Annotated in this window: 16 protein-coding genes and 1 tRNA gene; 9 read left to right on the top strand and 8 right to left on the bottom strand. The window is 40.0% G+C overall.

Annotated elements, in window-relative coordinates:
* Nucleotides 1-81 precede the first annotated feature (81 nt).
* The gene (locus tag Q0P34_RS03745; RefSeq protein WP_294953074.1) at nucleotides 82-1,548 is read left to right on the top strand and encodes a sodium:alanine symporter family protein; all 1,467 of its coding nucleotides are present in this window, start codon (nucleotides 82-84) and stop codon (nucleotides 1,546-1,548) included.
* A 42-nt stretch (nucleotides 1,549-1,590) separates the two neighbouring features.
* On the opposite strand, the gene glmS is transcribed toward Q0P34_RS03745, so the two are convergent.
* On the bottom strand, nucleotides 1,591-3,387 hold the full coding sequence (glmS, locus tag Q0P34_RS03740; protein WP_294953071.1) for a glutamine--fructose-6-phosphate transaminase (isomerizing): 1,797 nt from the start codon (nucleotides 3,385-3,387) through the stop codon (nucleotides 1,591-1,593).
* A gap of 70 nt (nucleotides 3,388-3,457) precedes the next feature.
* A complete protein-coding gene (locus tag Q0P34_RS03735; RefSeq protein ID WP_294953068.1) occupies nucleotides 3,458-4,525 on the bottom strand; it encodes an aminopeptidase P family protein in 1,068 nt (355 codons plus the stop codon).
* 130 nt (nucleotides 4,526-4,655) lie between these two features.
* Between Q0P34_RS03735 and Q0P34_RS03730 the strand changes: the two genes are divergently transcribed.
* The 5 genes from Q0P34_RS03730 to Q0P34_RS03710 all read left to right on the top strand — a co-directional run bounded on the left by Q0P34_RS03730 (nucleotide 4,656) and on the right by Q0P34_RS03710 (nucleotide 10,174).
* Nucleotides 4,656-6,143, top strand: coding sequence for an alpha-L-arabinofuranosidase C-terminal domain-containing protein (locus Q0P34_RS03730; RefSeq protein ID WP_294953065.1), 1,488 nt, complete (start codon nucleotides 4,656-4,658; stop codon nucleotides 6,141-6,143).
* Nucleotides 6,143-6,397 (top strand): DUF6171 family protein, encoded by a 255-nt coding sequence (locus Q0P34_RS03725; protein WP_294953062.1) that lies wholly within the window; start codon nucleotides 6,143-6,145, stop codon nucleotides 6,395-6,397. Before Q0P34_RS03730 ends, Q0P34_RS03725 begins: the two co-directional genes overlap by 1 nt.
* A 285-nt stretch (nucleotides 6,398-6,682) precedes the next feature.
* Complete coding sequence (locus Q0P34_RS03720; protein WP_294953060.1) at nucleotides 6,683-7,195, top strand: deoxyuridine 5'-triphosphate nucleotidohydrolase; 513 nt, start codon at nucleotides 6,683-6,685, stop codon at nucleotides 7,193-7,195.
* Nucleotides 7,196-7,283: 88 nt separating this feature from the next.
* Nucleotides 7,284-8,687, top strand: a complete 1,404-nt coding sequence (trkA, locus tag Q0P34_RS03715) for a Trk system potassium transporter TrkA (RefSeq protein WP_294953058.1) — start codon at nucleotides 7,284-7,286, stop codon at nucleotides 8,685-8,687.
* A gap of 11 nt (nucleotides 8,688-8,698) precedes the next feature.
* The gene (locus tag Q0P34_RS03710) at nucleotides 8,699-10,174 is read left to right on the top strand and encodes a TrkH family potassium uptake protein (RefSeq protein WP_294953055.1); all 1,476 of its coding nucleotides are present in this window, start codon (nucleotides 8,699-8,701) and stop codon (nucleotides 10,172-10,174) included.
* Between the two features lie 318 nt (nucleotides 10,175-10,492).
* On the opposite strand, the gene Q0P34_RS03705 is transcribed toward Q0P34_RS03710, so the two are convergent.
* Both Q0P34_RS03705 and Q0P34_RS03700 read right to left on the bottom strand, forming a co-directional pair.
* Nucleotides 10,493-10,777, bottom strand: a complete 285-nt coding sequence (locus tag Q0P34_RS03705; RefSeq protein WP_294953052.1) for a hypothetical protein — start codon at nucleotides 10,775-10,777, stop codon at nucleotides 10,493-10,495.
* Nucleotides 10,778-10,895: 118 nt separating this feature from the next.
* A complete protein-coding gene (locus Q0P34_RS03700; protein ID WP_294953050.1) occupies nucleotides 10,896-12,149 on the bottom strand; it encodes a PLP-dependent aminotransferase family protein in 1,254 nt (417 codons plus the stop codon).
* Nucleotides 12,150-12,258: 109 nt separating this feature from the next.
* Here Q0P34_RS03700 and Q0P34_RS03695 point away from each other — a divergent pair, with 109 nt between their 5' ends.
* On the top strand, nucleotides 12,259-12,873 hold the full coding sequence (locus tag Q0P34_RS03695) for a TatD family nuclease-associated radical SAM protein (protein ID WP_294953047.1): 615 nt from the start codon (nucleotides 12,259-12,261) through the stop codon (nucleotides 12,871-12,873).
* Between the two features lie 151 nt (nucleotides 12,874-13,024).
* Complete coding sequence (locus Q0P34_RS03690) at nucleotides 13,025-15,526, top strand: glycoside hydrolase family 3 C-terminal domain-containing protein (RefSeq protein WP_294953044.1); 2,502 nt, start codon at nucleotides 13,025-13,027, stop codon at nucleotides 15,524-15,526.
* A gap of 346 nt (nucleotides 15,527-15,872) precedes the next feature.
* Here the strand turns inward: Q0P34_RS03690 and Q0P34_RS03685 are convergent, their stop codons facing one another.
* On the bottom strand, nucleotides 15,873-16,202 hold the full coding sequence (locus tag Q0P34_RS03685) for a hypothetical protein (RefSeq protein ID WP_294953042.1): 330 nt from the start codon (nucleotides 16,200-16,202) through the stop codon (nucleotides 15,873-15,875).
* Nucleotides 16,203-16,305: 103 nt separating this feature from the next.
* On the opposite strand from Q0P34_RS03685, the gene Q0P34_RS03680 reads away from it, so the two are divergent.
* Nucleotides 16,306-16,398 (top strand) — tRNA-Ser (locus Q0P34_RS03680).
* A gap of 73 nt (nucleotides 16,399-16,471) precedes the next feature.
* On the opposite strand, the gene Q0P34_RS03675 is transcribed toward Q0P34_RS03680, so the two are convergent.
* From Q0P34_RS03675 to Q0P34_RS03665, 3 genes are read right to left on the bottom strand one after another with little or no spacing between them, the layout of a single operon-like run.
* Nucleotides 16,472-17,119: a TrkA family potassium uptake protein gene (locus tag Q0P34_RS03675; RefSeq protein WP_294953039.1), complete on the bottom strand. Its 648-nt coding sequence runs from the start codon at nucleotides 17,117-17,119 to the stop codon at nucleotides 16,472-16,474.
* 21 nt (nucleotides 17,120-17,140) lie between these two features.
* Nucleotides 17,141-18,481 (bottom strand): potassium transporter TrkG, encoded by a 1,341-nt coding sequence (locus Q0P34_RS03670; RefSeq protein WP_294953036.1) that lies wholly within the window; start codon nucleotides 18,479-18,481, stop codon nucleotides 17,141-17,143.
* 20 nt (nucleotides 18,482-18,501) lie between these two features.
* Nucleotides 18,502-19,839 (bottom strand): sialidase family protein, encoded by a 1,338-nt coding sequence (locus Q0P34_RS03665; protein WP_294953034.1) that lies wholly within the window; start codon nucleotides 19,837-19,839, stop codon nucleotides 18,502-18,504.
* Between the last annotated feature and the right edge of the window lie 6 nt (nucleotides 19,840-19,845).

The raw sequence follows: 19,845 nt of genomic DNA, 5'->3' as shown, positions 1-19,845 counted from the left end.
AACATTCAAATTTTATTTGCATTTCACCCTGTTATATGATAATATAAGACATTATATTGTGAAATTTGGAGGGAGGACAATATGCAATATATTAATTTGGCATTATCATTCAACGACCTTGTTGAAAAGGTTGACGGATGGGTATGGGGTTGGCCCCTAATCATTTTGATTTTGTGTGCAGGTGTTTGGCTTACATTCAGGACAGGACTTGTTCAGGTTTTTCATTTGGGCAAGGCTCTTAAGTTTATGGTTAAGAATGAAGAAAACGGCGAGGGCGAGGTGTCATCGTTCGCTGCTCTTTGTACCGCTCTTTCGGCGACAATCGGTACAGGTAACATTGTAGGTGTTGCAACAGCTATTTGCCTTGGCGGTCCGGGTGCATTGCTTTGGATGCTTATTGCGGCATTCTTCGGTATGGCAACAAAGTATTCCGAGGGCTTTCTTGCAATTAAGTACAGAGAAAAAAAGGACGAAGGTCACTACATCGGCGGTCCGTTTTACTACATAGAAAAGGGTATGGGTCCAAAGTGGAAATGGCTTGCAAAGCTTTTTGCTTTGTTTGGAATTTTAGCAGGTCTTTTGGGTATCGGTACATTCACTCAGATTAACGGTATCACATCTGCTGTTCAAAATTTCTTTGATCCAAATAAACAACATATTGCTTTTTCGATAGGCGAATACAGCTATTCCTGGGCTGTTGTTATCGGTGGATTGGTTGTAACAGCCTGCACTGCTCTTGTAGTACTCGGCGGTATTAAGAGAATTGCAAATGTTTCGCAGGTTGTAGTTCCGTTTATGGCAATTGTTTACATCGTATTTGCACTTATTATTGTTGTAACTCACGTTAAGGCTATTCCGTCAACTGTTGCTTTGGTTGTTAAATCTGCATTTGCTCCGGAGCCTGTTATCGGTGCATTAACAGGCATTACAATTAAGCTTGCAATGCAAAAGGGTATCGGCAGAGGTATCTTTTCAAATGAGGCAGGTCTTGGCTCTGCTCCTATTGCAACAGCGGCTGCAAAGACAGACGACACCGTTCGCCAGGGCCTTGTTACCATGACCGGAACATTTATTGATACAATCGTTATTTGTACATTAACAGGCTTCTCTATTCTATTGACAGGAGCACAGGATAAATTCGTTGCAGGCTCATTTGAAGGCGTAAGCATTACAACAGAGGCTTGGAGAACAGGCTTGCCTTGGAATGAAAATTTGTCCTCATTCATTTTGATGGTATGCTTAACCTTCTTTGCATTCACAACAATTCTCGGCTGGGATTATTACAGCGAGCGTTGCCTTGAATATTTGGTAGGAAATAAAAAGCTTATTATTGCTTATCGTATACTTTACATCATTGCTGTGTTTATCGGCCCTTACCTTACAGTAGCTGCCGTATGGAACATTGCAGATATTTTCAATGGCTTGATGGCATTTCCAAACCTTATTGCTTTGTTTGCTCTTTCGGGCATTGTAGGTAAGGAAACCCGTGCATATTTCAAAAAGAAAAATCACGAGGATATAAAGGAAGTAGCAAGCAAGAATAAGTAAAACAATAAATTAAGCGACACAAAACCGTGTCGCTTAATTTATTTATTCAACTGTTACAACCTTTGCAAGATTTCTCGGCTTGTCAACATCAAGTCCCTTGTCTGCAGAAACGTAATAGGCAAGCAGCTGCATGGCAACAACGGCAGGGATTATATTAAAATCATCCTTTAGCGTTGGTAAAGCAAAATCAATATTGTCCGAAATTCCGTGTGTAGCTATTGTGATAACCATTGCGCCTCTGGATTGTACCTCGCGTATATTGCTCTGTTGCTTTGATGCAAGTGCCTTTTGCGTGATGAGTGCAATTACGGGAGTTTTGCTTGTTATTAATGCTATGGTGCCGTGCTTTAATTCTCCTGATGCAAAAGCCTCGGAATGAATGTAGCTGATTTCCTTCAGCTTTAGTGATGCTTCAAGCAGAGCAGGGTAATCAAGTCCTCTGCCAATCATAAAGGTGTGCTCTGCTGTGAGTAGACTTGACGATAAACGATGTATTTCCTCTCGTCTGTCAATAACATTTTCAACTGCACTCGGTACCTTTTTTAATTCGTTTATAAAATCCTTCACATCATCTTTGCTTAATATTCCGCGAAGATATGCGATTTTTGCTGCTATCAAATAAAATACGGCAACCTGTGTTGTATATGCCTTTGTGGATGCAACCGCAATTTCCGGTCCGGCGTTTGTATATATAACATTGTCCGCCTGCATTGCTATTGATGATGCCTTTACGTTGACTATTGCAAGGCTTCCGGCTCCGTTTGACTGTGCATATTTCAATGCTTCAAGGGTATCAATTGTTTCTCCGCTTTGCGATACGCAAATAACAAGAGTTCTGTCATTTACAATAGGCATTGAGTACATATATTCACTTGCAACGCAAACGTTTACGGGTATTCGGCACAGCTTTTCTATTAAATGCTTACCGATTAACCCTGCGTGCATTGCAGTACCGCAGGCTATAACGGTTATGCTGTCAAAGTCTCTAAATAGTTTATCGTTTATATCAAAGCAAGGCAAATCATTTTTTACATAGTCGTTAATAATTCGTTGTATAGCCGCCGGTTGTTCGGTAATTTCCTTTTCCATATAAAAAGGAAAGTCCTTTTTTCCGCTACTGTTAATATCCCAATCAAGCTCGATGTATTCAATATCAACCTGATTGCCGTTAAAGTCATAAATATTAAAACCGTCCCGGCTTATTTCTGCGATAGCAAGCTCCGGCAAAACAAAATATTCTTTACTGTATTCACCGATTGCCGTGATGTCGGAGGCGATATATGCACCGTCATCATTTTTACAGCATACAATAGGGCTAACATTTCTTACCGCATAAATCTTGTTTGGTATATCGTCAAACAAAATTCCAAGAGCAAAGGTGCCCTTTATTTCTTTTATTGCTTTGATGATAGCATTTGAAGGATCGCTGCCTATTTGATAGTAATTATCAATTAATGCGGCAACAACCTCTGTGTCAGTCTGACTTTTCAGCCTTCCTGCAACGCCGAGCTGATTTTTGATAGATTCATAGTTTTCAATGATTCCGTTGTGTACAAGTGTTACGTTACCGAACTTGTGCGGGTGAGAATTTGTGTCGCTTACATTTCCGTGGGTTGCCCAACGGGTATGACCGATTCCTGTATTACCGCTAATACCGTTTGCCTTTGCTTCAAGCTGTGCAACTCTGCCCTTGCTTTTTGCAATAATAACCTCGTTTAACTCGCTGTTGTAAACAGCAATTCCTGCACTGTCATATCCTCTGTATTCAAGTGATTTCAAGCCCTTTATCAGCTTTCCCGACGCGTCAAGGCTTCCTGTATATCCGATTATTCCACACATAGTATAACCTCATTTCTTAATATATCAATATGAAATATCAAGAATTTTATACTTAATATATGAACAATGTTTAGATAATAATGAGAGATTTTGTAATATTACTTAGGTTTTCTCTTCCTCGTGGAGAAAGGTAGCAAACATCTTCAATTCTTATTCCGAATTTATTTGGCAAATATATTCCCGGTTCAACGGATGTCACATTGCCTACCTCATATGTGTCGTTGCTTCGAGGGGAGGCACTAAAGCCCTCGTGTATTTCAAGACCTACTCCGTGCCCCAAGCCATGTCTAAAATATTGTGCCATATCCTTTTCGGCCAAAACATCATATGCGGCTTTGTATACATCGGCACATCTGACTCCGGCATTAAGTGCCTTTATTCCGGCAATTTGCGCATTTAGTACAAGCTCATATGCCTCTTTCATTTCGTCTGTAGCACTGCCAACGGCAATAGTTCTTGTCATATCGCTGTGGTATCCCTTGTATGTTGCACCAAAATCAAACAGTACAAAATCGCCGTCGTTAATTGTGTTGTCACTTGGCACTCCGTGAGGCATTGATGTTCTTTTGCCTGCAAGTAAAATTGTGTCAAAGCTTAATCCGTCGGAGCCGTTTTTTGCCATAAGATAATCAAAATAAGCAGCAAGCTCTTTTTCTGTTTTGCCTTTGTTGATGTGGTTTAACAGCTCTGTAAATGACTTTTCCGCAATTTGATTTGCTTTTTTCATCAAGACAATTTCCTCTGCTTCTTTTTTGTTACGCTCTCGCATAAGCAGGTCATCAAGCTCAACAAAATCACAACCCTTGCACTTTTCCATCATCTGCACAAACGCCTTTAGTGATATGGTTTCGTTTTCATACACAATTGTTTTAGCATCCCCAAGTATATCAAAAAGGGTTGAATATATGTTTTTTGAATATTCAATAACATTTAACCCTGTATTCTTTGCGTTTGATTGTGCAACCTCTGTGTAGCGCGAGTCAACAAGATGGTATGCTTCACCGTTTTTCTTTATAATGACCATTCCCTCGCTTGGAGAAAAACCGCAAATGTAGTGCATATTTGCTTCGTTAATAAGCACAAGCGCGTCGGCATTTTTACTGTTGAGTATGTTTATACACTTTTGTATATTGTTCATTTTTAGATACCTCGTTAAAAATAATATCAATATTATAAATCTTTAATTATTTTATGTCAATTTGTTGACTTTGCTTTTTCTATATGCTAATTTTATATTGTTATATTATATTTTTATGAGGAGATACTTTATGGAAAAATACCTTATTAATCCAAATCAAAAAATTGCCAAAATCAACAAAGACATTTACGGCCATTTTTCAGAGCACCTGGGCAGATGTATTTATGAGGGTATTTACGTCGGCGAGGATTCAAAAATACCAAATGTAAACGGTATGCGCTGTGATGTTGTAAATGCTCTTAAGGAAATGGGAATACCTGTTCTTCGTTGGCCGGGAGGATGCTTTGCCGATGAATATCATTGGAAGGACGGTATCGGTGAAAAGTCAAAAAGAAAAAAGATGATTAATACTCATTGGGGCGGTCTTGTTGAGGATAATTCCTTTGGTACACACGAATATTTTGAACTTTGCCGTCAGCTCGGCTGTGACACCTATGTTAACGGTAACGTTGGCTCCGGCACAGTTCAGGAGATGAACGAATGGGTTGAGTATATGACATTTGACGGAGTATCTCCTATGGCAGAGCTTCGTAAAAAGAACGGCGACGAAAAGCCATTTAACCTTAAGTATTTTGGTGTAGGCAACGAGTCTTGGGGCTGTGGCGGTAATATGGACCCTGAATATTACGGATGCCTTTTCAAACGCTACAATGTTTATGTGCGTGATTACAACGGCAACAAGCATATTCAGCGCATTGCCTGCGGTCCAAACAGCGGTGATTACCATTGGACCAAGGAGGTTATGGATAAGGTAAAGCACCAGGCAAACGGTATCTCTCTTCATTATTACACAGTGCCCACAGGTGATTGGGGACATAAGGGCTCCGCAACCGTATTTGACAAAAAGGAATATGATTCTACCATTTGTAAGGCTTATCATATGGAGGAGCTTATTACAAATCACCTTGCTGTGATGGATAGTGTTAATCCTCAAAAATGGGTTAAGCTTATCGTTGACGAGTGGGGAACCTGGTACGATGTTGAGGAAGGAACCAATCCGGGCTTCCTTTATCAGCAAAATACTATGCGTGACGCTATTGTTGCAGGTCTTACACTTAATATTTTCAATAAGCATGCAGACAGACTTATGATGGCTAATATTGCTCAAACCGTAAATGTTTTGCAGGCTGTGTTACTCACAGACGGCGAAAAAATGGTTAAAACTCCTACATATTATGTTTTCAAAATGTACAAGGAGCATCAGGAAAATACGCTTGTAGGCTCTTATATTACAACCGAAAACATCAAGTCTGATAACGATAACAAGACATTTCCTCAGCTTGTTGAGTCTGCATCTGTTGATGAAAACGGTACAATTTATTCAACCGTTACAAATACATCATCAACCAAATCTGCAAAAATAAAATGTCAGGTTGCAGATACAAAGGTTGAAAGCATTACCGCAGAAATCCTTACAGGTGAATGCCATCAAAAGAATGATTTTGACGATGCAGATAATGTAAAGACTGTTGAGTTTACCGATTTCAGAAAGCTTAAGGATGGCTTTACTGCAACAATTCCTGCCTGCAGTGTTGTAAAGTTTGTTATCAACAAATAATGGATAACGTCTGCAAGCGATGCCTGCTTTTTGAGGCAGGTGAAAAGGTAACATATAGTCAAATAATGGCATACCTTGAAACAGTTCCTGTCGACGAAAAGGTGGACGATATTATATATCGTAACAGGCTTTCGTTTTGCAGGGAATGTGATAATTTGCTTTCGGGTATGTGTATAAAATGCGGATGCTATGTTGAGGTTAGGACAGCACTGAAAAATAAGAGCTGTCCCGATTTCGATAATCCCAAATGGTAAAAAGAAAATTGTGTTTAGTGTGAAAATCACACTAATTCGATTGTATTGCCCTCATACGCCTTATCCGGCTACAATAAGGTGTTAGGGATTATAACATTACTAATTGTAGCCGGAAAGGCTAGGAATTAGTGTGAAAAATCACACTAATTCGATTGTATTGCCCTCAAAATTTGCCTGTGGCATAATTTTGAGATGGCTAAATTCCCATTATACGCCTTATCCGGCTACAGTAAGGCGTAGAATTTTTTTATAAACTATTGTAGCCGGAAAGGCTATGGGAATTATATGAAAAGAATTGCTGAATTTGAAAAGGTAAGCCTTGAGCAGTTTACGAAGGATTGGATTAAGGCTTTTCCCGATACACAGGATGTAAAGTCTGTTTATGATAGCATTAAGCTTCCTACCCGTGCAACCGTAGGCTCTGCAGGATATGACTTTTTTGCTCCTGCCGATGTTACAATCAAAACAGGAAAGTCGACTTTAATTCCGACAGGCATAAGAGCAAAAATTGATGACGGCTGGGTGCTTAGTATTTTTCCTCGCTCGGGGCTTGGCTTTAAGCACAGAGTAGGGCTTGATAATACTGTTGGCATTATTGATGCAGATTATTACAATTCCTCCAATGAGGGACATATTATGATTAAGCTTTCGTGTACTGCTCACGATGACGGACACAGTGTTACGGTTCCTGCCGGTGATGGATTTTCGCAGGGCATATTCACTCAGTTCGGTATTACTGTCTCTGACAATGCTGACGGTATTCGCGACGGCGGCTTCGGCTCAACAACAAAGGCTTAATTCAAAAAATGAAATAAATAATTACCGAGATATTTCAATCTTTAAGGACGGCGTAATTATGTAGGTGGTTACGTCTTTAGGTGATGGAATGAATTTGTTAGGAAAAAGAATTAAAGAGGAGCTTGTTTCGATAAGTGGCTTAAAAATAATAATTATCGGCTGCGGTGTTGTAGGTACTGCTCTTGTCGAACAGCTGTCGATAGAAAATCACGACATAACCGTTATTGATACATCTGCTCAAAAAATTCAAAAAATTACAAGTGCATATGATGTAATGGGTATTGTTGGCAACGGCGCTTCCTTCAGCATACAAAAGGAGGCAGGCATACTTGACGCAGATTTGCTTATCGCTGTTACTAACTCCGATGAGTTAAATCTTCTTTGTTGTATTGTTGCGTCAAGAGTCGGTGATTGTGCAACCATTGCCAAGGTGCGTAATCCCGATTATTCTCACGAGCTTAATCATATCAAGGAGCGTCTCGGTCTTGCTATGATTATCAATCCCGAATACGAAACATCACGTGAAATTTACAGAATACTTTGCCTGCCGACAGCGCTTGAGGTGTCTGCCTTTGCTCACGGCAAGGCGGAGCTTGTTAAGATAAGAATTCCTTACGGAAATATTCTTGACGGAATGACTATTGCACAGCTCGGAAAAAGCACTAATGATGTTCTTGTTTGCGCAGTTGAAAGAGAAAAGCAGATTTACATTCCTACCGGTGACTTTGAGCTAAAGGCAGGGGATGCAATTTCATTTGTTGCTCCTTCAAAGAGAGTATCCGAATTTTTTAAGCACATAGGCTTTAAGTCCAATAAGGTAAAAAATACTATGATAATCGGCGGCGGTGAAGCCGGTTATTATCTTGCAAAGCGTTTGTGCGACAACGGTATTGATGTTACAATTATTGAAAAGGACAAGGAACGATGCGAGGAGCTTGCTGCACTTTTGCCAAAGGTTGATGTTATCAACGGCAATGCTGCCGATGAGGATCTGTTAAATGAAGAAGGACTTCCTACTGTTGAGTCGTTTGTTACCCTCACAGGCTCGGATGAGGAGAATATCCTTCTTGCCGTTCATGCCAAGAACTTTTCAAATGCAAAGCTTGTAACAAAAATTAACAAGATTAAGTTTAAGGAAGCTATTGATAACCTTGACATCGGCTCGGTTGTCTATCCTCGATACATTACACCGGAGGCTATTATTGCTTATGTCAGAGCAAAAAAAGCCTCAAAGGGCTCTAACGTTGAAACCCTGTATCATCTGTTTGACCATAGGGTAGAGGCTGTCGAGTTTAAGATTGACAGGGAATCAAGAGTTACAAATGTCCCTATTATGAAGCTAAAGCTCAAGGATAATTTGCTTATTTGCTTTATTTCACGTCAGGGAAAAATCATTATTCCAACCGGTCAGGATTGTATTTTGCCGGGTGACAGTGTAATGATTGTTACAACTCATACAGGCTTCAATGACATCAGTAATATTCTCGATTAGGATTGTAATATATGAATAGTTCAATTATCAGAAAAATTCTTGGCTATGTGCTTGTGCTCGAGGGGTTATTGCTACTCCTGCCGTGTATGGTAGGCTTGATATATTCCGAAAAGGAATACAAGATTTACCTTATATGGTCAGTGATCACACTGCTTATCGGTGCAGTTATGGTTGCAAAAAAGAATACAAACAATGTCTTTTATCTCAAGGAGGGCTGTATAGCTACTGCATTAAGTTGGATTTTTCTTTCGCTTTTCGGTGCTGTACCGTTTTATTTGACAGGTGAGATACCTCGTTTTACCGATGCTCTTTTTGAAACCGTATCAGGCTTTACTACCACCGGAGCAAGTATACTTAATGATGTTGAGTCGCTGTCACATGCATCGTTGTTTTGGCGTAGCTTTACACATTGGATTGGCGGCATGGGTGTGCTTGTATTCATTCTTACTGTTGTTAAAATTTCCGGCGGTTCAAATGTAAATCTTTTGAAGGCGGAAAGCCCCGGTCCGTCTGTGGGTAAGCTTGTTCCAAAAATGCGATACACGGCTCGTATGCTTTATTTGTTGTATTTTGCTCTTACTGTGCTTGAAATAATTTTTCTTGTTGCAGGCAAAATGCCGATATTTGACGCTGTAACGGCTGCTCTCGGCACTGCAGGTACAGGTGGATTTGGAATAAAGGGCGATTCCATGGCAAGCTACTCACCATATATTCAGTGGGTTATTACTGTGTTTATGGTTTTGTTTGGCGTAAACTTTAACTTTTACTATTTTGTTCTGTTTAAGCATTTCGGCAAGGCTGTAAAAATGGAAGAGGTAAGGGTATATCTTCTCGTTATCGTCAGCGCAATAACAGTAATCAGCTTTAATACTTATCATATGTACAACAGCGTTAGCGACACGTTAACTCATTCTGCATTTCAGGTTGCATCAATAATTACAACCACAGGATATACAACTGTTGACTTTGATTTATGGCCGTCGCTTTCCAAAACGATCCTTGTTCTTCTTATGTTTATAGGTGCATGTGCAGGAAGCACGGGAGGTGGAATTAAGGTTTCGCGTATTGTTTTATTGCTGAAAACAATAAAAAAAGAGGTTCAGTCATACATTCATCCTAAAACCGTAAAAAAGGTGAGGCTTGATGGAAAGCCTGTTGAACACGAAGTTATAAGGTCAACAAACGTTTTCTTTATGACATTCTCTTTGATTTTTATTACAAGCCTGCTTATTATTTCTGCAGAGAATTATGACTTGGCAACAAACTTTTCGGCGGTTGCCGCTACGATGAACAATATCGGTCCCGGCTTATCTCTTGTCGGTCCGTCAAGAAATTTCAGTCAATTCAGCGATTTGTCAAAGTATGTATTTATTTTTGATATGCTTGCAGGCAGGCTCGAGATTTTCCCCATATTACTACTGTTCAGCCATAATTTGTGGATTGATGTTATGAAAAAGAAATCACATAAAAAAATACTCAAAGGCTAATGCCTTTGAGTCAGCGTGTCGAAAAAATCAAATTATAAATTTCGACACGCTGGTAGACTGTTGAGAAATGGTGCTGAATTTCGCCTTTTGCGAGGGAAGATGTACGAGGGTACCTCGACCGAGCAAAAGGCGAAAAACGCCAAAAGCGGCTTAGATTCGATGTCTAAGCCGCTTTTACAATCCCTCCGAGTGCGATAAATCGCACCCACCTCCCTTTACACAAGAGAGGCTCAAATCGGTTTATTAAATTTATATGGCGTGTTTCAGCCCACTTTATCGACAGTCTAACTCAAAGGCTGATGCCTTTGAGTATTTTCTTTATGCCGCTATGTTATACCAGTTTTCCTGAACATCCTTTATTTTTTCTTCGCGAAGCCTGTGACGTTCCTTTTCCTTTTCTGCCTGCTTTTCCTTTTTGTCCTGAATAAGCAAAAATATACAACCGACAACAAAGTATACGATCAATTCAATCAAAAAGAATATTCTTTGTCCGTCCTTTGATACTGACAAAAACAGGTTGAAGGGGATAGCCATTGCCGCATATCCTACTGCCAATGTAATAATTGAAATAATAATTCCTTTGAGTATTTCTTTAATTTTCATAATAATTCTCCTTTGAATTTTCTTTACAACCACATTGTAATTCATAGGAGATATTAATACAATAGCCTTGCTCTTTATGGTACTTAAAATAGTACTTATAATACAAAAGTTCTAAAAATTATTGCGTAAGTATTGACTTTAGTATTTCAACCGCCTTTGGTATATCCTCGGCTTTAACAGCTGATGGAGTAAGTGTTATCTTTGCTTTTTTGTTATCGATATTTATAATGTTTACACTTATTCCGTGTTTTTCAAATACATCTGCATCTATGATAAAGTCAAGCTGAATTTTCACTTGTAAGCCGTTTTCACTCAATTCTACATTAGCATTTGGCAAGGCTGACGAAAGCTCGTCACACAGCCTTTTTGCTTTTGTTGTATAGTGCCTCCTGATTTTTCTTGCCTGTGAATTTATGTGTCCGTCACGGATGTATTGACAAAGTGCTATTTGCTCTGTTTTGCTTGCTGCCTGGGCAAATCTGTGTCTTTGCATTTCAAATTTTCCTGCAAGCTCCTCTGTCAGTACCATAAAGCTTATTCTGATTCCGGGAATAAGCACATTTGAAAAGCTGCCCATATAGATAACATTTTGTGAGCTCGACAAAGCATAAAGCGACGGCGTTGGCTTTGCCTGATACAAAAAGTCGCTGTCAAAGTCGTCTTCAAATACGAGGCTGCCGTGCTCCTTACTGTAATTTACAAGCTCAAGCCGTCTTTTAATCGGCATTACATTTCCGTATGATGTCATATGCGACGGCGATACATAAATTATATCAGCGTCCTTGTCTTTTGTTTTTACATCATATCCGTAATCGTTGAATATTCCTATGCCCTGAACAAAGCTTTTGTCGGGAAAAGAAACGGTCTTTCTGTCTTTCGTCAAAGCACACAGAATATGCAAAAGCGATTGAACCCCGGCGCCGACAACAATTCTGTCGGGTGAGGCAGATACATTTCTTTTTGTTCTTATATAGTCGGACAGTGCCTCTCTTAAATCCTCCTCGCCCTGAACATCACCGTATGATAACAGCCTGTCCTGTTGCCTTAATGCACTTTTTATATACCTTTGCCAAAGCTTAAGGTCAAAGCTTTCCTCATCGGCATCTCCGCTTTTTAGGTCGTATTTTATATTGCTTATTGGTTTGCTTCGTGTTTTTTTAGATAGGGGAGCAGAGCTCTGCTCTGTGACATAGTATCCGCTTTTCGGACTTGAAATAACATATCCGTCTGCCTGTAATTCAAAGTAGGCGTTTTGTATTGTTGTTTTGCTGACAGGCAAAAGCTTTGATGCCTGCCTAACTGACGGCAGTCTGTCACCTGCCTTTAGCTGATTTGACACAATCAAGTCCTTATAGTAATTGTATATTTCCATATATTTTTTCATAACTGTACCCTAAAATATTATAAATTTTGCCTATATGAAAAATGACAGAATTATTATATAATATATAAAACCGGATTTCAAGGAGAAATATAACACTATGGCAGATATAATTTATACACTCTGTGGTGGAACATATATCAATATTACCAACAAATGTCCGTGCCGTTGTACCTTTTGTATTCGTTCGCAGGGCAATGCAGTAGGCGAGGCGGAAAACCTTTGGTTTTACGGCAACGAGCCAAGCCTTGACGAAATAATTAAGGCTGTTGATGATTATGGATTTGAGAATGTTGATTCCGTTGTATTTTGCGGATACGGTGAGCCCACCGAAAGACTTGATGTCTTGCTTGCTACTGCAAAGCATTTAAGAGAAATCAATCCAAGCATTAAGATTAGATTGAATACCAACGGACTGTCAGATTTGATTAACGACAGAAGCACTGCTCAGGAAATCGGCAAGGCGTTTGATGTTGTATCTGTATCCCTCAATGACCCCGATTCCGATAGCTATGATAAGGTTACAAGAAACATTTATCCTACAAAGGCTTTTCCTGCTATGCTTGAGTTTACAAAGCAATGTGCAAGGTTTTGTCCGCATGTTCGTATGAGCGTGGTTGATGTTATAGGCGAGGAAAATATAGAAAAATCAAGAAAAATTGCCGAGTCTCTCGGTGCTGAATTTGTTTGCCGTTCATTTGATAACGGTAGGTAAACATCAAAATAACATACTTTAAGCTCCTGCTTTCTGGAGCTTTTTGTTTTTGTTGTATTAAATTCTAAAAAAATTACCAAAAGTTAGTGACAAATGTTTATTTTTATTGTATAATGTTTTAGTAAATTTATATATTTGAAAGGAGTTTTTTATGAAACACTCTGAAATTGTCGGAAAGATGAGCCTTGAGCAAAAGGCTACATTTGTTTCCGGTTATGATTATTGGCATCTTGAGGAAGCACCTGAGCTTGGTCTTCCGAAGATTTGCATTACCGACGGACCTCACGGCTTGCGTAAGGCAAAGGGCAAGGATTATGTCCCTGAAGAAGGCGAAGCAAAGAACTCGGGCGGTGGTATCGGCTTGGGCAACTCAGTACCTACAACCTGCTTCCCTCCGGCAGCAACCTCATCTTGCTCTTGGGATGATGAGCTTCTTTTTGAGGAAGGTGTTGCAATGGGCGAGGAATGTCTTAAGGAAAAGGTATCGGTTATTCTCGGCCCCGGTACAAATATTAAGCGTTCTCCTACCTGTGGCAGAAACTTTGAATATTTTTCAGAGGATCCGCTTCTTGCAGGTAAATGCTCAGCCGCTGTTATCAACGGTGTTCAGTCAAAGGGCGTAGGCACATCACTTAAACACTTTGCCTGCAATTCACAGGAAGCATTCCGTATGGTTCTTAACGAGGTTATTGATGAACGTACAATGCGTGAGATTTATTTTCCTGCATTTGAGATTGCTGTTAAAGAGGCACAGCCTTGGACTATTATGAATTCATACAACCGTATTAACGGTGTTTATGCATCACAAAATGAGTGGATGCAGCAACAGGTTCTCCGTAAGGAATGGGGCTTTGATGGCTTGATAGTAACAGACTGGGGCGCATCTGTTGACAGAGTTGACGGTGTTAAGGCAGGTACAGACCTTGAAATGCCTACATCAGGCAAGCTTAATGCTCAAAAGATTGTTGCAGCCGTAAAGGACGGAACTCTTGACGAAGCAATTTTGGACGAAAGAGTTGACGCAGTTGTAGACCTCATTTTGAAATCAAAGCCTGCTCTTGAAAAAACACATACATATGACAAAAAGGCTCACCACAAGATTGCACAGAAGATTGCAGAAGGCTCAATGGTTCTTCTTAAAAATGACGATAACATTCTTCCTCTTCAGGCAGGTCAAAAGGTTGCAGTTATCGGTGAGATGGCAAAGGCTCCTCGCTTCCAGGGCGCAGGATCATCCGTTATCAATCCTACAATGCTTTCAAATGCGTATGACGAGCTTGTTGCTCTCGGCGTAGATGTTACCTATGCACAGGGCTATTATAAGTCAGCAGGTTCAAAGAAAGAGCAAAAGACAAGAATGACAGAGGCTCAGCTTACTGCCGAGGCAGTAGAGGCTGCAAAGAACGCCGATGTTGCTGTTGTATTTGCAGGCCTTACAGAAGATTTTGAGGGCGAGGGATACGATAGAGAAACTATCAATATGCCTCCAAATCATAACAAGCTTATTTCCGATGTAGCAGCTGCAAATCCAAATACGGTAGTTGTTCTTGCAGGTGGTTCTGTTGTTCTTATGCCGTGGCTTGCAGAGGTTAAGGGCCTTCTTAATTCAGGTCTCGGCGGTCAGGCAGGCGGTGCTGCTGTTGCAAATATCCTTACAGGAAAGGTTAACCCATCAGGCAAAACATCCGAAACCTATCCTGTATCATTTGAGGCAAATCCAACATTTGGCAATTATCCGGGCGGTCCTGTTACATCAGAGCATAAGGAAAGCGTTTATATCGGCTACAGATATTATGACGCTGCCAATGAGGATGTTGTATTCCCATTCGGCTACGGCTTGTCATACACAACATTCGAGTATAGCGACATCAAGCTTTCAGCTGATTCTATCAAGGATACAGACACACTCACAGTATCATTTAAGGTTAAGAATACAGGTAGCCTTGCCGGTGCGGAAATTGCACAGGTATATGTTGCCGATAAGGAATCAACAATTTATCGTCCTGTTAAGGAGCTTAAGGGATACAAAAAGGTATTCCTTAATGCTGGTGAGGAAAAGGAAGTATCTGTTGAGCTTTCAAAGAGAGCATTTGCTTTCTATAATGTTAAAATCGGCGATTGGTGTGTTGAGTCAGGTGACTTTGATATTATGGTAGCTGCTTCTTCAAGAGATATTAAGCTTACTGCTACTGTTAATGTTGAGGCTCCTGCTTGTGAAATCCCTGATTATCGCACAACAGCTCCTGCTTATTACAATAATGTTGCAGGCATCACCCGTGATGATTTTGCCGCAGTTTACGGCGAGCTTCCAAACCCTCAAATTGATACAACAAAGAAGATTGATAAGTACTGCTGTCTTAATGACGCAAGACATACAAAGTGGGGCGGTAGGCTTTGCAACCTTATCAATAAGGTTATGGTAAACCTCGGCTCTGCAGAAAACGGTGACGGCAAGATGCTTGCCGCTATGGCAACACAAATTCCTATCCGTAACTTTGTTCAAATGTCTATGGGTGCATTCAGCGAACAGCAGGCAGAGGGCTTGATTATGATGCTCAACGATGACCAATCATCATTCGTTGGCTTCAGCAAGATATTCTGGACTCTCGGCGGAACAATCGCAAGGCTTCCAAAGCTTTTGTCTGCAATTTAATTAAGTATAATAAAAAAGGCAGTTCGGTTGAACTGCCTTTTACATTATGTGCGGTTATTCCTGCTTTTTTGTTTCTTCTTCCAATTCAGTTGCCTTAGCCTAATAGCATCCGAACCTAATAGCCTAAAGTAAGGTAATTATGGTATCTGTCGCCATTTTTTGCCTTGATATACGGCAGTATAACTTCGTCAAAGAAATGACGACAGCTACACAAACTAACTCACTTTAGGTGCGTAGCAGTTTATATTAAACAAATTTTTAATTAGACAAGGCATATTTTTAATTGCATACTTGCGTATTCAATTAAAAATTAACGCAGTATAATCGTAAATTTGTTAATATAAACCTAATTATGTTCGAATACTGTTAGGCTAACGGTGTTAATGTATATCAATACAAGCATAACGATTAATGCAAGATACAGCAAAAGGGAAATTGCAAAGAATTTCTTGAAGGTCTTTTTATACTGCTCTGCGTTTTCTCTTGCAGAATCTGTTTGAGCAGTTAGGTTAGCAGGTCCAAAATTAAACTCAGAATTTTTATATAATTCTATCGCTGCTGCGGCACCCTTGTAATCGTTGCCTGCCTTAATTGCAACTCCTGTAGTTGTCGCACTTGCAATGAATATTATTACGGAAAAAACTATAAACAGTATTGTTGATTTTTTGTTTTTCATAAAAACATCCTCCCAAAATGTATTTTATCAAAAACATTATAACATATTAATTTTTTACTTGCAATTTATATTTTTATAGGTTATAATATGCAGGTAATTATTTGGAGAGTTGTCCGAGCTGGCCGAAGGAGCACGATTGGAAATCGTGTGATGCTTTCAAAGGTATCCGAGGGTTCGAATCCCTTGCTCTCCGCCAAAAAAGACGGTTTTTACCGTCTTTTTTCTTTAATAAAAGCGGGTTGAAAATTCCTTCAGCCCGCTTTGGTGTTTTATATATGAAAGCATTTGTGCAATGATTTGTAATCACCGAGAACAAGTAAGCTTTTGCTTGCAGAAAGATATGTGTCAGGTGATATTGACATATTCATTCTGCCATTTTCCTTGATTGCCAAAATATTGATGTTGTATTTTTTTCTGACATCAAGCTGGCCGATTGTTTTGCCGTTCCATTCTTTCGGCATCTGGATTTCGAAAATTGCGTGCTCATCATCAATCTCAATAAAATCAAGAATATGGTCTGCCGTGTATCGCATAGCCGTCCATCTTGCCATTTGCTTTTCGGGATATACAACCTCGTCGGCACCGTTACGGAGCAAGAATTTTTCCTGCACATCTCGTTTTGCGGCAGATACAACACAGCTTGCACCGAGCTCCTTTAGTAGCGATGTGGTTTCAAGTGAGTTTTGGAAATTGCCCGACATTGCTACAATACATACATCAAAATTTTTGATGCCCAATGATTTTAGGAAATCAACATTTGTGCTGTCTCCGATTTGAGCACTTGTAACAATCGGTAAAACCTCGTTAACCCTGTCCTCGTTTTGATCAACAGCCATAATCTCGTGATCGAGTCTGTTAAGCTCGGTTGCTATATGCTTGCCGAATAAGCCTAATCCAATTAATAGTACACTTTTCATTTTGTTCTCCTTTAGTGTGCGTTATCCTACTGTAATTTTATCAAGCGGTAGCTTTGCATTAATTTTTTTAGTACCTGAAAGTGCGGCATAAATAAGTGTTAAGCCTCCCACTCTGCCAAGGAACATAAGTACAATAATAATACCCTGTGACGCAGGATGGAGTGTAGGAGTTAGCCCAAGTGATAAGCCGACTGTACCGATTGCAGAGGCTGATTCAAACAAGCAATCGGCAAGAGGTATTTTCTCTATTGTACTTATTGCAATTCCGCCGAAATAGAATAATACAAAATACATTATTGCGATTGTTGACGCATTTTTAACCGCAGAATTGTCAAATCTTCTTCCAAAAGCAGTAACATCCTCGCGTCGCCTAAAGGTTGCTATTGCGTTTAATATCAGCACAGCTATTGTTGTTGTTTTAAGTCCGCCGGCAGTTGAGCCCGGAGAACCGCCGATAAGCATAAGAGCAATCATAATTGCCTGAGAGGGCTTTGACATAGCGGTTAAATCAGCTGTGTTGAAGCCGGCAGTTCTTGTGGTAACTGATTGAAACATTGCAAGAAAAACCTTTTTTTCGGCACTTACATCGTTGAAATCAAAGAAATAAAAATATATAGCCGGAAGGATAATTAATATCGCAGATGTAACAAGAATAATCTTGCTTTGCATTCTGTATTTTTTTATCCTAAGCTTCTTAGTACAAATATCATCCCAGGTTAAAAAACCAATACCTCCGATTATTATTAAAAGCATGATAACAATGTTAAGCAGAGGATTTGTGTTAAAGCCTGTAAAGGATTGATATGGGCTTTGTTCAGTGCCCAAAATATCAAAGCCAGCATTACAAAAGGCTGATATGGAATGGAACACGGAAAGCCAAATTCCTTTCGGCCCGAATTGCTTGCAGAATACAGGCATCAGTGATATGGCGCCTATACTCTCAACAATGAATGTTCCGAAAAGAATAAATCTTGTCAGCTTAACAATACCGCCAACCTTTGGGGCAGAAATTGCATCCTGCATTGTGCTTCTTTGTAAAAGGGATATTCTTCTGCCGGCAAGCATTGCAAACGAAGCCGCAACCGTTACTACTCCAAGTCCGCCGATTTGTATCAAAACAAGTATAATTGCCTGACCGAATACAGACCAATAGCTACCGGTATCATGTACAACAAGACCTGTAACACATACTGCCGATGTTGATGTGAACAAAGCTTCATTAAAAGGAGTTACAACTTTTTGAGCCGAGGAGATTGGTAGCATCAGCAAAAATGCCCCAAGCAGAATAACACCTGCAAATCCAAATATTATTAGCTGAAATGATGTCAGATGTTTTTTGTTTTTATATAGCTTGTCAGCCATAATGCGTTGATTCTCCTTTTTTATACATTAAAGGTTTCAAATGCAATGTGTGAGCTTGGCTGATCCTCGTACAGTACACCGATAGTGTTGTCGTTAATCCTTGTCATACAGCTGTATGCATAAAAGCCTTCGTTAATTTTTATATCGTCCTTAGACCACTTGATGCCTTTGCATTTGCCTTTTTTGTCGTAGTCAAATGTACCTACGGAGATAACGCCGTCGTGTCTGCCTTTTTTGGACGGATGAGATACAAATATTCTGTCACCTATAACAAGACAGTTCTTTTGGCATTTAGGAGCCTTGAACGGTGCCTTCTTTGTCTTTTCCCAGGTAATACCGTTGTCGCGAGAAATTGCGGCAGGAGTTTTTTTGTAGCCCTTTGCCCTTGAAAATGAGTACAATACTCCCTCGGGACCTTCTGCCAATGTCCACTCGTCAATGTTTGGCGTGAAGGTTATATTTTCGTTTCTTCTCCATGTTTCGCCGTTGTCATCGGAATATACACATACGGTACCGTTGAGTGTATAAAGAGGGAATAACATTCTTCCGTTTTTGGTGGTTAATGCACTGCCGGGTGCAACGCCGAGGAAAAATCCGTCCTTCTTTTGATTGAGAATACTGCCTGTGATGTCAACCGGCTTTGACCATGTTTTGCCCTTGTCAGAGCTTTTAAGCATAAATACATAGTTTCGCTTAACTGCCTTAAGCGGTGCACCGTAGGTGGTTTTGGCATTGCCGTCAACAGCCTTGCCCTTGGCACCGTTAAGGAAGATGTTGCCTACATATTCGCTGTCCTTGTAAAGCTCACCGTCGGTAAAATTAACTGTGTACGGTGTTGACTTTTTGTTTTTGTCAAGCACCTTACCATTGTTTAGCACATAGTAAAAGCTTCCGTCCCTGTCATAAATAAGGGGTACAGTCTGTCCGTCAAAGCTTGCATAGGCAAGCTTACCTTTATCCATCATCTTTTTATTGAACAATCCCTTTGATTCAGGATAGTAGGTTACAAGCATAACTATATCGCCGTTTGGAGCAACTGTCATACATGGGTCAATGTAAAAGGCAGTAGCGGTGTTTTCCTTGTCGCTGTTAATTACTCTTGCAGGCGGAGTAGCAATGGATTTTAGCGGTGTCCATGTTTTTCCGTCATCGTTGCTTGTTCTTATTCCTATTTCTATGTAACCCCAATCTGTAGGTACATATGCATTGTCAATTGCAGCAACAAGTGTACCTCCTGCGTTAACTAAGCTTGGAATACGGAATGCAACACCTCTGTTGCCGTCATCTGCATCCTTGATGCACTCCGGAGATAAAAACTCCTCGTTTGTTCCGCAAAACAGAATTTGTTTGTTTGCCATATATAT

Source organism: uncultured Eubacterium sp. (assembly GCF_945980375.1).
Lineage (GTDB): Bacteria > Bacillota > Clostridia > Oscillospirales > Acutalibacteraceae > Eubacterium_R.
The sequence above is the reverse complement of the archived record's forward strand: the minus strand, read 5'-3'. Positions and strand labels throughout refer to the sequence as shown.